The following is a 13,588-nucleotide window of genomic DNA, read 5'->3' as shown; positions in this document are numbered from 1 at the left end:
CTTAGGCTTTTGTTAGTATTTCATATCCTTCTTCTGTAACGGCAATCGTATGCTCGAAATGAGCACAGTTCTTACCGTCAGTTGTTACTACAGTCCAATTATCCGAAAGTGTTCGAACGTAGCGAGAGCCCAGATTCACCATTGGCTCTACTGCAAGGACCATCCCCTGCTTAAGCCTCGGTCCTTTTCCTGGAGGACCGTAATGGGGAATTTGAGGATCTTCATGAAGGTCCTGACCTACACCATGACCAACATATTCTCGTACAATCGAAAAACCCTCAGCTTCGGCATATGCTTGGATCGCATGAGAAATATCAGAAACCCTCCTACCGGCCTTCGTCTCATTCAACCCTTTATATAACGATTCCTCGGTAACTTTTAACAACCGTTCGTCTTCTTCTGAGATAGTGCCAACAGGATAGGTCCAGGCTGAATCGCCATGATAACCATTATACTTAGCACCAATATCAATGCTAATTATATCTCCCTCCGCCAACACGCGATCTCCTGGAATACCATGTACAAGCTCTTCATTGACTGAAGCGCATATACTTCCAGTAAATCCATTGTAACCCTTAAAGGAAGGAATTGCACCAAGCTGACGAATAAACCGATCGGCAATCGTATCCAGCTCTTTTGTCGTAACTCCAGGCTTGATGTGCTTCTGTAGTTCTTGATGTGTTAACGCGACAATTTTGCCTGCTTCTCGCATGATATCAAGTTCACGAGGAGTCTTGCAAATAATCATTACGACAACCCTTTTAGGAGTTGGTCGACATCTTCAAACACCTCATTGATGTCTCTGTTGCCATCAATCGTTTTAAGATAGCCCTTGCCTTCATAAAAGGTCAACAATGGCTGCTGTTGCTGCTTGTTGACTTCGAGGCGAGTTCGCACAGTTTCTTCCTTATCATCATCACGTTGATAAAGTTCTCCACCGCACTTATCACAAATTCCATCTTCTTTAGGTGGATTAAAGATTACGTGATAGGTTGCTCCACAATTTCGGCAAACGCGACGTCCAGTCAAACGCTGCATGAGTTGATCTTCCTCGACTGCAATGTTTACCACGTAGTCAAGTTTTTTACCAAGATCGGCTAAGATCGTTTCAAGCGCATCAGCCTGTGCGACGGTTCTTGGAAAACCATCGAGGAGAAATCCTTTTTCGCAATCATCTTTTCCTAAACGCTCCCGTACTATACCGATAGTTACTTCATCAGGTACGAGGTTTCCAGAATCCATGTACTCTTTTGCTTTTAGACCAAGAGGCGTTCCTTCTTTGATCGCTGCTCGGAACATATCTCCAGTAGAGATATGAGGGATACCATACTTTTCGACAATCTTTTCTGCCTGGGTTCCTTTTCCGACACCCGGAAGCCCCATTAATACTAGATTCATCTAATCCCTCCGCACGTCACCCAATCGAGGATGAAGGAGGGGAAGAAAGCTCTTCCCGGTTTATCCTCAAGATTTAATAAAGCCTTTATAATGACGTTTAATTAATTGACTTTCAATTTGCTTCATCGTATCAAGCGCTACCCCAACAACGATCAGCAAGCTTGTTCCGCCGATTTGCAGCGTCTGCGGCAGTCCTGCTACGGTTGTGAAAAATACCGGAATAATCGATATAACAGCAAGGAAAAGTGCTCCTACAAACGTTAAACGGTAGAGAATTCGTGTAATGTACGTTTCAGTAGCATTACCCGGACGAATACCAGGAATGTATCCACCCTGTTTTTTCAGATTCTCAGCCATTTTCTCCGGATTTACCTGGACGAACGTATAAAAATACGTAAATCCAATGATGAGTAACGCATACACGACCATACCAATAGGCTGTGTATAGTCAAACACCCTTACGATCCATTCCGTTACCGAATTATCTCCGAACAACCTGGCGATCGTTGGTGGAGTAATGATCAGTGATATCGCAAAAATAACTGGAATAACACCTGCTGCATTAACTTTAATCGGTAAGTGTGTGGATTGACCACCAACTTGTCTGCGGTTAACAGTTCTTTTTGCATATTGAATTGGAATTTTACGAAGACCTTGTTGAACAAAGATAACAGCGACAACAATTGCAAGTGCAGCTAGTGCAATAATAACAAGTGTAACGATGTTAATGAACAACTCATCCTGAGAACCCTCAAACATCTGAGCATAAAGCTGATTAAGCCCTGGAGGAATTGCAGCTACAATCCCAGCAAAGATGATGATTGAAATTCCGTTTCCAACGCCTTTTGCAGTGATCTGTTCGCCTAACCACATCAAAAAAGCCGTTCCGGCTGTTAAAACAAGAGAAATATTAAGATACGTTAGTACACCGGGATTACTAATCAACTGACCTCCAACAATATTGTTAAACCCGATGGAAAGTCCAACACCTTGGACAAGTCCAAGTGCGATCGTTCCATAACGAGTAACTTGTGTTAGCTTTTTACGTCCGGCTTCGCCCTGTTTAGACCATTCGGTAAACTTAGGAACGACGTCCATTTGTAAAAGCTGCACAATGATAGAAGCAGTGATGTAAGGCATAATTCCCATGGCAAAGATGGAGAAGTTTTGCAACGCTCCACCGCCAAAGGTGTTGAGAACTCCGAAGAGACTCATTTGATCTTGAAATTGAAGTACATCTCTGTTCACACCAGGAACCGGTATGAATGTTCCGATACGGAACACGACAAGCATGAGTAGGGTGAAAATAACTTTATTTCTAATATCACCTACGCGCATAATGTTGGAGATTGCTTGGAACATTAGATCACCTCAGTATTTCCGCCTGCCGCTTCAATCGCCTCTTTTGCAGAAGCAGAGAACTTGTGGGCTTTCACGGTAAGCTTTTTCTCAAGCTTACCATTACCTAGAATCTTAATTCCAGCTTTTTCTTTGCTAACTACGCCAGATTCTAAAAGAAGCTCTGGAGAGACTTCAGTTCCATCTTCAAAACGGTTCAACGAATCAAGATTAACAATCGCGAACTCTTTACGGTTCATGTTTGTAAATCCACGTTTCGGTAGACGTTTAAAGATTGGAAGCTGTCCTCCTTCGAAACCGACGCGTACACCGCCGCCAGAACGAGCTTTTTGACCCTTTTGACCACGGCCAGATGTCTTACCGTTACCAGTAGCAATACCGCGACCAAGTCTGTTGCGTTCTTTACGAGAACCTTCAGATGGTTTTAGTTCGTGTAGTTTCATTGTGGGCACCTCCTCAATGTATAGATTTTTTACGCATCAATTTCGTTAACAGTTACAAGGTGAGATACCTTGTTGATCATACCGCGAATCGCAGGATTGTCGCTATGAACAACCGTGTGATGCATCTTTTTAAGTCCAAGTGTTTTTACCGTCACGCGTTGGTCTTGAGGGCGACCAATCACACTACGTGTGAGGGTGATTTCTAATTGCTTAGCCATCTAATTTCCCTCCCTTAACCTAGTAGCTCTTCTACAGATTTTCCACGAAGCTTCGCAACGTCTTCAGCACGCTTAAGGTTTTCAAGGCCATTAAGAGTTGCACGCACCATGTTAATCGGATTGTTAGATCCAAGAGACTTCGATAGAATGTCACCTACACCAGCGAGTTCAAGTACCGCACGAACAGGTCCGCCAGCGATAACTCCTGTACCTTCAGAAGCAGGCTTCAATAGTACGTTACCAGCTCCGAAGTGGCCTGTGATTTGGTGAGGAATTGTTGTTCCAACGACTGGAACAGTAATTAAGTTCTTTTTCGCATCTTCAATAGCTTTGCGAATAGCTTCAGGAACTTCCTGTGCTTTACCAGTTCCGAATCCAACGTGACCGTTTTTATCTCCGACAACTACGATTGCTGCAAAGCGGAAACGACGTCCACCTTTTACAACCTTCGCTACGCGGTTAACGGTAACTACGCGTTCTTCAAGTTCTAGTTTGTTAGCATCAATGCTAGGCATGAGTTAACCTCCTTTTTATTAAAATTTCAGTCCTGCTTCACGCGCTGCGTCTGCAAGAGCTTTCACACGTCCGTGATAGAGGTATCCTCCGCGGTCGAAAACCACTACAGAATAACCTGCTTCTACAGCACGCTTTGCAATTGTTTCTCCGACCTTCACAGCTGCTTCTGTGTTACCGCCGTGTTTAACGTCAATTCCTTCTTCCATACTTGAAGCTCCAACGATTGTAACACCTTTAGTGTCATCGATAAGCTGAGCATAGATGTTCTTGTTAGAACGGAATACGTTTAGACGCGGACGTTCAGTAGTACCGGTAACTGTGCGACGAACACGAGCGTGTCTTTTTTGACGCGCTTTGTTTTTATCGGCCTTAGTGATCATTAAAGTCACTCCTTTCCGCTAGGTTTTTACCTATTTACCTGTTTTACCTTCTTTACGACGTACATATTCGCCTTCGTAACGAATTCCTTTGCCTTTATAAGGTTCTGGAGTACGGACAGCGCGGATGTTTGCTGCAACAGCTCCAACGCGTTCTTTATCGATTCCTTTAACAACAACTTTTGTGTTTGAAGGAACTTCAATGTCAATACCTTCTTCAGGTACCATCTCAACTGGGTGAGAGTACCCTACGTTAAGGATTAGTTTCTGACCGGATTTACTAGCACGGTAACCAACCCCGATGATTTCAAGACCTTTTTCAAAGCCTTTAGTCACACCTTCAACCATGTTAGCGATCAGGCTGCGAGTTGTACCGTGAAGTGCACGGTGCTCTTTATGATCTGAAGGACGAGCTACTGTTAGCACGTTCTCTTCAATGTTTACTTTGATATCAGAGCTGAATGAACGAGAAAGTTCCCCTTTAGGTCCTTTAACCGTTACAACGTCTTCTTTGATATCAATTGTTACACCACTTGGGATTTCAATCGGTTTAAGTCCGACACGTGACATAATTACACCTCCATTCTGCTTTAAGAATTACCAAACGTACGCTAGAACTTCTCCGCCTACTTGCTGTTGACGAGCTTCTTTGTCCGTCATAATTCCTTTAGAAGTAGAAACAAGAGCGATTCCTAGACCGCCAAGTACACGTGGTACTTCGTCTGCTTTAGCGTATACGCGAAGACCAGGTTTACTGATTCGCTTTAATCCAGTGATAACTCGTTCGTTATTTGAACCGTATTTTAAGAAGATACGGATGATTCCTTGTTTGCTGTCTTCGATCATTTCAACATCACGCACAAAACCTTCACGTTTGAGGATTTCAGCGATGCTTCTTTTCGAATTAGATGCAGGAAACTCAAGTTTTTCGTGACGAACAGTGTTCGCATTACGAATTCTTGTAAGCATATCTGCGATTGGATCAGTCATGACCATTAGTAATTACCTCCTTCCCTATTTCGGGTTTACCAGCTAGCCTTTTTAACGCCTGGGATTTGACCTTTGTGTGCAAGTTCCCGGAAACAAATACGGCAAAGTTTAAATTTACGAATAACAGAGTGAGGACGTCCGCAACGTTCACAACGAGTGTATTCTTGAACTTTAAACTTAGCTTGACGCTGTTGTTTCGCGATCATTGATTTTTTCGCCACAATTTTCCCTCCTTACTTACTTTTGAAATGGCATACCTAGGTTAGTCAACATTTCACGGCTCTCTTCGTCCGTATTAGCTGTTGTTACGATAACGATGTCCATTCCGCGTACTTTATTTACTTTATCGTAATCAATTTCAGGGAAAATCAACTGCTCTTTAATACCAAGTGTGTAGTTACCACGACCATCGAATGCTTTCTTAGAAATACCTCTGAAGTCACGTACACGTGGTAGTGATACAGAAATAAGTTTATCTAGGAATTCAAACATACGAGTTCCGCGCAATGTAACTTTTGCACCAATCGGCATGTCTTCACGAAGCTTAAAGCCAGCGATAGACTTCTTAGCACGAGTGATAAGTGGTTTTTGACCTGAGATTAACTCAAGTTCTTCAACAGCTGTATCAAGAGCTTTCGGGTTCTGTACAGCATCACCAACACCCATGTTGATTACGATTTTCTCAAGTTTTGGAACTTCCATAACAGAGGAATAGTTAAATTTCTCCATCAATGCAGGTTTAGTTTCATTTTGATACTTTTCTTGGAAACGATTCATCGGATTGACCTCCTTTCGCTACGAACTACTTATCGAGTACTTCACCGGATTTTTTTGAGATACGAACTTTCTTCCCGTTGTCTACTTTGTATCCAACGCGAGTAGGTTCACCAGACTTCGGATCAAGCGCCATTACGTTAGAAACATGAACCGCAGCTTCCTGTTCGATGATTCCACCTTGAGGATTAGCCTGGGATGGTTTCGAATGTTTCTTAACAAGGTTGACACCTTCAACGATAACTCTATCTTTTTTCGGGTAAGCTTCAAGGATCACACCTTGTTTACCTTTATCCTTACCAGAAATAACTTTTACTTTATCTCCCTTTTTTACGTGCATAAGGTCGCGCACCTCCTTACAAGGCATCTATTTTCAAATGATTAAAGAACTTCTGGAGCAAGAGAAACGATTTTCATGAACTGGTTGTCGCGTAGTTCGCGAGCAACTGGTCCGAAAATACGTGTTCCGCGCGGTCCTTTGTCATCACGGATAACAACCGCTGCGTTTTCGTCAAATTTGATATATGAACCATCTTGACGACGAACGCCAGATTTACTGCGTACAATAACAGCTCTTACGACTTCACCCTTCTTAACAACGCCTCCAGGTGTTGCCTGTTTCACCGAACAAACAATTACGTCACCGATATTAGCAGTTTTGCGACCGGAGCCACCAAGAACTTTGATACATAGCAATTCGCGTGCACCAGAGTTGTCTGCTGATTTCAAACGAGATTCCTGTTGAATCATCTAGAAAGACCTCCCTTCGGACATTATTCAATGATCCGAGTTCATTTAGATAATAACTGCTTCTACAACTACTTCCATAAGACGGAAACGCTTATCTTTAGAAACTGGACGAGTTTCCATGATAGTTACCACGTCGTTGATTTTTGCAGTGTTGTTTTCATCATGTGCTTTAAACTTCTTAGAATACTTAACGCGTTTACCGTATAACGGGTGCATTTTGTATGTCTCAACCATAACAGTAATTGTCTTATCCATTTTGTCAGAGACTACACGCCCAGTGTATACTTTGCGATTATTGCGTTCGCTCATTTCGCAAACCTCCCCTCATATTAACCGTTTGTGATTCCTAACTCTCTTTCACGCAAAACAGTGTTTGCGCGAGCGATTGATTTACGGACTTCACGAATGCGGGCTGGGTTTTCCAGTTGACCTGTAGCAAGTTGAAAGCGAAGATTGAAAAGTTCTTCTTTAAAAGATTTCGCTTTCTGCTCGATTTCGGCAGTGGTCAAGTTACGAATTTCCTCAGCTTTCATTTGTGTCACCACCCACTTCTTCGCGTTTTACGAACTTAGTTTTAATAGGCAATTTGTGAGAAGCAAGACGAAGTGCTTCGCGCGCTACTTCTTCAGATACGCCTGCAATTTCAAAACAGATTTTCCCTGGCTTTACTACAGCTACCCAACCTTCAGGAGCACCTTTACCGGAACCCATTCGTACTTCAAGTGGTTTAGCAGTGTAAGGCTTTGATGGGAAAATTTTAATCCAAACTTTACCGCCACGTTTCATGTAACGAGTCATAGCGATACGAGCTGCTTCGATTTGACGGTTAGTGATCCAGCTAGCTTCAAGAGCTTGTAGACCATATTCACCAAATGCTACTTCAGTGCCACCTTTAGCACGTCCGCGCATTTTTCCGCGATGTTCTCTGCGGTATTTAACACGTTTAGGTAACAACATGATTTATTTTCCCCCTTCCTCTTTTTGCGTTCCTTTCGTTGGAAGGACTTCACCACGATAGATCCAAATCTTCACACCAAGCTTACCGTAAGTAGTATCTGCTTCTGCAGTACCATAATCGATGTCAGCACGAAGTGTGTGAAGAGGTACAGTACCTTCACTGTATGATTCAGAACGAGCAATATCAGCACCGTTTAGACGGCCAGATACTTGCGTTTTAATACCTTTTGCTCCGGATCTCATTGCACGCTGAATTGTTTGCTTCATAGCGCGACGGAATGAAACGCGGTTTTCAAGTTGACGAGCGATGTTATCAGCAACTAGAGTTGCGTCGATGTCAGCTTGTTTGATTTCGAAAATGTTAACGTGAACTTTCTTACCTGTTAGTTCCGCGAGAGACTTACGAAGAGACTCAACTTCAGAACCACCTTTACCGATTACCATACCAGGTTTAGCAGTTTTCACTGTAACATTCACTCGGTTTGCTGCACGTTCGATTTCAACAGCTGAAACAGATGCATCTTTCAAACGTTTTTCAATATATTCACGAATTTTAATATCTTCGTGTAAAAGGTTAGCGTAATCTTTGTCTGCGTACCATTTAGACTCCCAATCACGAATGACACCAATTCGAAGTCCTACCGGATTAATTTTCTGACCCACTCGTTATCCCTCCTTCTTTTCTGATACCACGACTGTGATATGGCTAGTACGCTTGTTAATGCGGCTAGCTCTACCCATAGCGCGTGGGCGGAAACGTTTCATTGTTACTCCTTCGTCCACAAACACTTGAGAAACCGTAAGATTGTTCGGTTCTAGCTCAAGATTATGCTCTGCATTAGCGATCGCAGAGTTAAGCACTTTCTCAACTACTGGAGAAGCAGCTTTGTTTGTGTTGCGCAAAATCGCAATAGCTTCACCGACTTGCTTTCCTCGAATGAGATCTACGACTAAGCGTGCTTTACGAGGAGCAATACGCACGTGTTTTGCAACAGCTTTAGCTTGCATTCGTTGTACCTCCCCTCAAATTAACGTCTAGTTTTTTTGTCATCTGCAGCGTGCCCGCGATATGTGCGAGTTGGAGCAAATTCACCAAGTTTGTGGCCGACCATGTCTTCAGTAACATAAACCGGTACATGCTTGCGTCCATCATATACTGCAAAAGTGTGTCCAATAAATTCTGGGAATACTGTTGAACGACGAGACCAAGTTTTGATAACTTTTTTGTCGCTCTTTTCATTTAAGTCTTCGACCTTTTTCATTAAATGATCGTCGACAAAAGGTCCTTTTTTCAAACTACGACCCATTTGTGAACCTCCCTTTTGAGATTATGCTACGGCTCCATGGAACCGTAGGAAAATCTCGTTATTTTTTACGACGTCGTACAATGTACTTGTCAGAGTCTTTGTTTTTCTTACGTGTCTTAAATCCAAGGGTTGGTTTGCCCCATGGTGACATTGGTGATTTACGTCCGATCGGCGCACGACCTTCACCACCACCGTGTGGGTGATCAACTGGGTTCATTACAGAACCACGAACTGTAGGACGAATGCCCAACCAGCGAGAACGACCAGCTTTACCAATATTGATAAGCTCGTGCTCAAGGTTACCAACCTGACCGATTGTAGCGCGGCAAGTAGATAGAATCATACGAGTTTCTCCAGAACGAAGACGCACTAGTACGTATCTGCCTTCTTTACCAAGAAGCTGAGCTTCTGCGCCAGCAGAACGAACAAGCTGTCCGCCGCGGCCTGGTTTAAGTTCGATGTTGTGAATAGTAGTACCAACTGGGATGTTGATTAGTGGAAGAGCGTTTCCTACTTTAATGTCAGCTTCAGCGCCAGACATGATTTCAGTTCCTACTTTAATTCCTTTTGGAGCAAGAATGTAACGCTTCTCTCCATCAGCATAGTTGATAAGAGCGATGTTAGCAGAGCGGTTTGGATCGTACTCGATCGTAGCAACGCGTCCTGGTATTCCATCTTTGTCTCGTTTAAAGTCGATAACACGGTATTTACGCTTGTGACCGCCACCTTGGTGACGAACTGTCAAGCGACCTTGGTTGTTACGACCGCCTTTTCTATGAATCGGTGCAAGCAACGATTTTTCCGGCTGGTCTGTTGTGATTTCAGCAAAATCAGATACTGACATACCACGACGACCGTTTGTGGTCGGTTTATACTTTTTAATCGCCATTCTTATTTCCCTCCTTCACTATTAATTTTTAGCCTTCAAAGAAGTCCAATTCTTTGCTTTCTGGTGTAAGCGTCACGATAGCTTTTTTGCGACGTGGTGTAAATCCGCTGTGGCGGCCAACACGTTTCTTTTTACCCATATAGTTCTGAGTGTTAACTCCTGCAACTTTAACTCCGAAGATTTCTTCTAGAGCACTCTTGATTTGAGTTTTGTTAGCACGAGTATCAACTTCGAAAGTATACTTTTTGTCTGCCATTACATCTGTAGTAGCTTCTGTAATAACGGGGCGCTTGATGATATCACGAGCGTTCATTACGCTAGCACCTCCTCTACTTGTTCCACAGCGTCTTTTGTCATAACTAGTTTGTCAGCTTTAAGGACATCAAGGATGTTAAGTCCAGCTGAAGTTACAACAGTAACACCAGGAATATTGCGTGCAGATAATGCAACTGCTTCGTTATAGTCTCCTGTAACGATAAGCGCCTTGTTTTCTGCAGATAAGCTTGATAGTACTGATTTCATTTCTTTTGTTTTTGGAGCATCAAAAGAAATGCTGTCCACGATGACCATATCCTCTGTTTGTACTTTAGAAGACAAAGCAGAACGGATTGCCAAACGGCGAACTTTTTTAGGTAGCTTGTAAGAATAGCTTCTTGGTGTCGGACCAAATACTACTCCACCGCCAACCCATTGTGGTGAACGGATTGAGCCCTGACGAGCACGACCTGTTCCTTTTTGGCGCCATGGTTTAGCTCCACCACCGCGTACTTCTGAACGATTTTTTACGTCATGATTACCTTGACGCATAGATGCTTGTTGCATGATAACCGCATCATACATAACACTTTCGTTTGGTTCGATGCCGAAGATTGCTTCAGCGAGTTCGATGTCGCCGACCTGTGCTCCGGTTTGGTTGAACATTGTTACTTTAGGCACTTGGATATCCTCCCTTCTTACTTAGCTTCTTTTGCTTTAACCGCGCTTTGGATAGTTACGTAGCTCTTCTTAGCTCCAGGTACGTTACCTTTTACTAGAATGACGTTACGTTCTAAATCTACTTTAACGATCTCAAGGTTTTGTACAGTTACACGTTCGCCACCCATGCGACCAGGTAGAAGTTTACCTTTCATAACACGCATTGGATCGATAGGTCCCATTGAACCTGGACGACGGTGATAACGAGAACCGTGAGTCATTGGTCCGCGAGATTGGTTGTGGCGCTTAATTGCACCTTGGAAACCTTTCCCTTTAGACGTACCAGTTACATCAACTACGTCACCTTCGTTAAAGATATCTACCTTGACTTCCTGACCAATTTCGTAACTACCTTCTGCGTTACGAATTTCTTTCACGAAGCGCTTAGGTGTTGTGCTAGCTTTTGTAGCATGGCCTTCTTCAGGCTTGTTGAAGCGAGACTTCTTCTTGTCAGCAAAACCAACTTGGATTGCTTCGTAGCCGTCTGTATCAACCAATTTCTTTTGAAGGACAACGTTTGGTTCTGCTTCAATAACAGTTACCGGGATAATATCTCCGTTGTCAGCAAAAACTTGCGTCATGCCTACTTTTCTTCCTAAGATTCCTTTGGTCATTCGTCACACCTCCTAATTGTTTTTAAATGATTTATTTAGCGTTATATTAAAGTTTAATTTCGATGTCAACGCCAGACGGTAGGTCCAAACGCATTAACGAGTCAACCGTTTGTGGTGTAGGCTCGATGATGTCGATAAGACGCTTATGCGTACGCATTTCAAACTGCTCACGAGAATCTTTGTACTTGTGTACAGCACGTAGAATTGTGTAAACAGATTTTTCCGTCGGCAACGGGATTGGTCCGGATACTTGAGCACCTGAACGTTTTGCTGTTTCTACAATTTTCTCAGCAGACTGATCTAGAATACGATGATCATATGCTTTTAAACGAATACGAATCTTTTGCTTTGCCATTATTTCCCCTCCTTTATCGCCCATATTGTTATAGACAGTTCTCCGTGAAAATAAACCCAACACACTCGCCATGGCAAAGGGGCCGGGTGTGTCAGCAACCTTCCACATCATCGCTGTTTATGACCAACATTCTTATTATACTAAATTAAGCGCCTATATGCAAGGTTAAGCTCAATTAGAAAAGTATGTCGATCGCACACTCTTGATAGTATAACGGCCTGCGCCGAAAAATGCAAGGTCTAAAAGCAATTTCAGACTATTCAATGAATCGGTTGTAATTTCAAATGGTTCTGATCGAACCCATTTGTCTAATCTAACATAGATTCAAAATAAAAAACACCCGGAAAAATCCGGGTGTTTTGTTAAATCAATGAGATTACTCAGTGATTGTTGCTACAACGCCTGCGCCTACAGTACGTCCACCTTCACGGATAGAGAACTTAGTTCCATCTTCGATTGCGATTGGAGCGATAAGTTCAACTGTCATTTCGATGTTGTCTCCAGGCATAACCATTTCTACGCCTTCAGGAAGAGCGATTGTACCAGTTACGTCAGTTGTACGGAAGTAGAACTGAGGACGGTAGTTAGCGAAGAATGGAGTGTGACGTCCACCCTCTTCTTTAGAAAGAACGTAAACTTCAGCTTGGAACTTAGTGTGAGCTTTTACAGTTCCTGGCTTAACAAGAACTTGTCCACGCTGAATGTCGTCGCGGGATACACCACGAAGAAGTGCACCAATGTTGTCACCAGCTTCAGCATAGTCAAGAAGCTTACGGAACATTTCAACACCAGTAACTGTTGTTTTCTTGTTCTCTTCAGCAAGACCAAGAATTTCAACTTCGTCACCGACTTTGATTTGTCCACGCTCAACACGGCCAGTTGCTACTGTACCACGACCAGTGATTGAGAATACGTCCTCAACTGGCATCATGAATGGCTTGTCAGTGTCACGTGTTGGAGTAGGGATATACTCATCAACAGCGTCCATAAGTTCATAAATCTTAGCTTCGTAGTCAGCGTCGCCTTCTAGAGCTTTAAGAGCAGAACCTTTGATTACTGGAACTTCATCGCCATCGAAGTCGTATTCAGAAAGAAGATCACGAACTTCCATTTCAACTAGTTCAAGTAGTTCTTCGTCGTCAACCATGTCGCATTTGTTCAAGAATACAACTAGAGTTGGTACACCAACTTGACGAGCAAGAAGGATGTGTTCACGAGTTTGTGGCATTGGACCGTCAGCAGCAGAAACTACTAGGATTCCTCCGTCCATTTGTGCAGCACCAGTGATCATGTTTTTAACATAGTCAGCGTGACCTGGGCAGTCAACGTGTGCATAGTGACGGTTTTCAGTTTCGTACTCAACGTGTGCAGTTGAGATTGTAATTCCACGTTCGCGCTCTTCAGGAGCACCATCAATTTGATCATAAGCCATAGCAGTACCGCTACCTGAACGCTTATGAAGCACTGAAGTGATCGCAGCTGTTAGAGTTGTTTTACCATGGTCAACGTGTCCAACTGTACCAACGTTAACATGGGGCTTGGAGCGGTCGAATTTTTCTTTAGACATTAGTGTTTCCTCCTTTGATTACCAAGAAATTATCTATGCCAAGATAGGCGTATGAATGAATCAATCTCGCCTATCTTAGATTACAACAAAAGTTGGTTT

General features: G+C 43.1%; 25 protein-coding genes. All 25 read right to left on the bottom strand.

Going from position 1 to position 13,588, the window contains the following annotated elements; translation table 11 throughout:
* Position 1: 1 nt before the first annotated feature.
* The gene (gene map / locus AC0VYJ_RS00835) at positions 2-748 is read right to left on the bottom strand and encodes a type I methionyl aminopeptidase (RefSeq protein ID WP_475366291.1); all 747 of its coding nucleotides are present in this window, start codon (positions 746-748) and stop codon (positions 2-4) included.
* Complete coding sequence (locus AC0VYJ_RS00830) at positions 748-1,398, bottom strand: adenylate kinase (protein ID WP_430246594.1); 651 nt, start codon at positions 1,396-1,398, stop codon at positions 748-750. Before AC0VYJ_RS00830 ends, map begins: the two co-directional genes overlap by 1 nt.
* 66 nt (positions 1,399-1,464) lie before the next feature.
* A complete protein-coding gene (gene secY / locus AC0VYJ_RS00825; RefSeq protein WP_194220302.1) occupies positions 1,465-2,760 on the bottom strand; it encodes a preprotein translocase subunit SecY in 1,296 nt (431 codons plus the stop codon).
* Positions 2,760-3,200 carry a 50S ribosomal protein L15 gene (rplO, locus tag AC0VYJ_RS00820; RefSeq protein ID WP_098445988.1) on the bottom strand — a complete coding sequence of 147 codons (441 nt, stop codon included), beginning with the start codon at positions 3,198-3,200 and terminating at the stop codon, positions 2,760-2,762. Before rplO ends, secY begins: the two co-directional genes overlap by 1 nt.
* 29 nt (positions 3,201-3,229) lie before the next feature.
* Positions 3,230-3,418, bottom strand: coding sequence for a 50S ribosomal protein L30 (gene rpmD, locus AC0VYJ_RS00815; RefSeq protein WP_194220301.1), 189 nt, complete (start codon positions 3,416-3,418; stop codon positions 3,230-3,232).
* Between the two features lie 14 nt (positions 3,419-3,432).
* Positions 3,433-3,933 carry a 30S ribosomal protein S5 gene (gene rpsE, locus AC0VYJ_RS00810; protein WP_098445986.1) on the bottom strand — a complete coding sequence of 167 codons (501 nt, stop codon included), beginning with the start codon at positions 3,931-3,933 and terminating at the stop codon, positions 3,433-3,435.
* Positions 3,934-3,951: 18 nt separating this feature from the next.
* Positions 3,952-4,314, bottom strand: a complete 363-nt coding sequence (gene rplR / locus AC0VYJ_RS00805; protein ID WP_430246595.1) for a 50S ribosomal protein L18 — start codon at positions 4,312-4,314, stop codon at positions 3,952-3,954.
* Positions 4,315-4,344: 30 nt separating this feature from the next.
* Entirely contained in the window at positions 4,345-4,881 is a 537-nt protein-coding gene (gene rplF, locus AC0VYJ_RS00800) for a 50S ribosomal protein L6 (protein ID WP_194220299.1), read from the bottom strand.
* 27 nt (positions 4,882-4,908) lie between these two features.
* Positions 4,909-5,307 carry a 30S ribosomal protein S8 gene (rpsH, locus tag AC0VYJ_RS00795; RefSeq protein WP_048313336.1) on the bottom strand — a complete coding sequence of 133 codons (399 nt, stop codon included), beginning with the start codon at positions 5,305-5,307 and terminating at the stop codon, positions 4,909-4,911.
* Between the two features lie 29 nt (positions 5,308-5,336).
* Positions 5,337-5,522: a 30S ribosomal protein S14 gene (gene rpsN, locus AC0VYJ_RS00790; RefSeq protein ID WP_098445982.1), complete on the bottom strand. Its 186-nt coding sequence runs from the start codon at positions 5,520-5,522 to the stop codon at positions 5,337-5,339.
* 16 nt (positions 5,523-5,538) lie between these two features.
* Positions 5,539-6,078 carry a 50S ribosomal protein L5 gene (gene rplE / locus AC0VYJ_RS00785; protein ID WP_194220298.1) on the bottom strand — a complete coding sequence of 180 codons (540 nt, stop codon included), beginning with the start codon at positions 6,076-6,078 and terminating at the stop codon, positions 5,539-5,541.
* 25 nt (positions 6,079-6,103) lie between these two features.
* A complete protein-coding gene (rplX, locus tag AC0VYJ_RS00780; RefSeq protein ID WP_404684302.1) occupies positions 6,104-6,415 on the bottom strand; it encodes a 50S ribosomal protein L24 in 312 nt (103 codons plus the stop codon).
* 41 nt (positions 6,416-6,456) lie between these two features.
* Entirely contained in the window at positions 6,457-6,825 is a 369-nt protein-coding gene (gene rplN / locus AC0VYJ_RS00775; protein ID WP_098445980.1) for a 50S ribosomal protein L14, read from the bottom strand.
* Positions 6,826-6,870: 45 nt separating this feature from the next.
* A complete protein-coding gene (gene rpsQ, locus AC0VYJ_RS00770) occupies positions 6,871-7,134 on the bottom strand; it encodes a 30S ribosomal protein S17 (protein ID WP_194220296.1) in 264 nt (87 codons plus the stop codon).
* A gap of 20 nt (positions 7,135-7,154) precedes the next feature.
* Positions 7,155-7,358 (bottom strand): 50S ribosomal protein L29, encoded by a 204-nt coding sequence (gene rpmC / locus AC0VYJ_RS00765; protein ID WP_048313330.1) that lies wholly within the window; start codon positions 7,356-7,358, stop codon positions 7,155-7,157.
* Positions 7,348-7,782: a 50S ribosomal protein L16 gene (rplP, locus tag AC0VYJ_RS00760; RefSeq protein WP_048313329.1), complete on the bottom strand. Its 435-nt coding sequence runs from the start codon at positions 7,780-7,782 to the stop codon at positions 7,348-7,350. Before rplP ends, rpmC begins: the two co-directional genes overlap by 11 nt.
* Before the next feature lie 3 nt (positions 7,783-7,785).
* Positions 7,786-8,445 (bottom strand): 30S ribosomal protein S3, encoded by a 660-nt coding sequence (gene rpsC / locus AC0VYJ_RS00755; protein WP_098445978.1) that lies wholly within the window; start codon positions 8,443-8,445, stop codon positions 7,786-7,788.
* 3 nt (positions 8,446-8,448) lie between these two features.
* Positions 8,449-8,790, bottom strand: coding sequence for a 50S ribosomal protein L22 (rplV, locus tag AC0VYJ_RS00750; protein WP_048313327.1), 342 nt, complete (start codon positions 8,788-8,790; stop codon positions 8,449-8,451).
* A gap of 20 nt (positions 8,791-8,810) precedes the next feature.
* Complete coding sequence (rpsS, locus tag AC0VYJ_RS00745) at positions 8,811-9,089, bottom strand: 30S ribosomal protein S19 (RefSeq protein ID WP_048313326.1); 279 nt, start codon at positions 9,087-9,089, stop codon at positions 8,811-8,813.
* A gap of 58 nt (positions 9,090-9,147) precedes the next feature.
* Positions 9,148-9,978, bottom strand: a complete 831-nt coding sequence (rplB, locus tag AC0VYJ_RS00740; RefSeq protein WP_194220295.1) for a 50S ribosomal protein L2 — start codon at positions 9,976-9,978, stop codon at positions 9,148-9,150.
* Positions 9,979-10,006: 28 nt separating this feature from the next.
* A complete protein-coding gene (gene rplW / locus AC0VYJ_RS00735; RefSeq protein ID WP_194220294.1) occupies positions 10,007-10,291 on the bottom strand; it encodes a 50S ribosomal protein L23 in 285 nt (94 codons plus the stop codon).
* Positions 10,291-10,914 carry a 50S ribosomal protein L4 gene (gene rplD, locus AC0VYJ_RS00730; RefSeq protein WP_475366290.1) on the bottom strand — a complete coding sequence of 208 codons (624 nt, stop codon included), beginning with the start codon at positions 10,912-10,914 and terminating at the stop codon, positions 10,291-10,293. Before rplD ends, rplW begins: the two co-directional genes overlap by 1 nt.
* Positions 10,915-10,931: 17 nt before the next feature.
* Positions 10,932-11,567, bottom strand: coding sequence for a 50S ribosomal protein L3 (rplC, locus tag AC0VYJ_RS00725; RefSeq protein WP_430246599.1), 636 nt, complete (start codon positions 11,565-11,567; stop codon positions 10,932-10,934).
* Between the two features lie 46 nt (positions 11,568-11,613).
* The gene (gene rpsJ / locus AC0VYJ_RS00720; RefSeq protein ID WP_098445973.1) at positions 11,614-11,922 is read right to left on the bottom strand and encodes a 30S ribosomal protein S10; all 309 of its coding nucleotides are present in this window, start codon (positions 11,920-11,922) and stop codon (positions 11,614-11,616) included.
* A 376-nt stretch (positions 11,923-12,298) separates the two neighbouring features.
* Complete coding sequence (gene tuf, locus AC0VYJ_RS00715) at positions 12,299-13,489, bottom strand: elongation factor Tu (RefSeq protein ID WP_194220291.1); 1,191 nt, start codon at positions 13,487-13,489, stop codon at positions 12,299-12,301.
* Positions 13,490-13,588: the final 99 nt, after the last annotated feature.

This window comes from Anaerobacillus sp. 63XJN7_5_ISO-PGPR-S23-430 (assembly GCF_056173695.1).
Note: the sequence above shows the minus strand (reverse complement) of the source record. Positions and strands in the feature narration are given on the sequence as shown.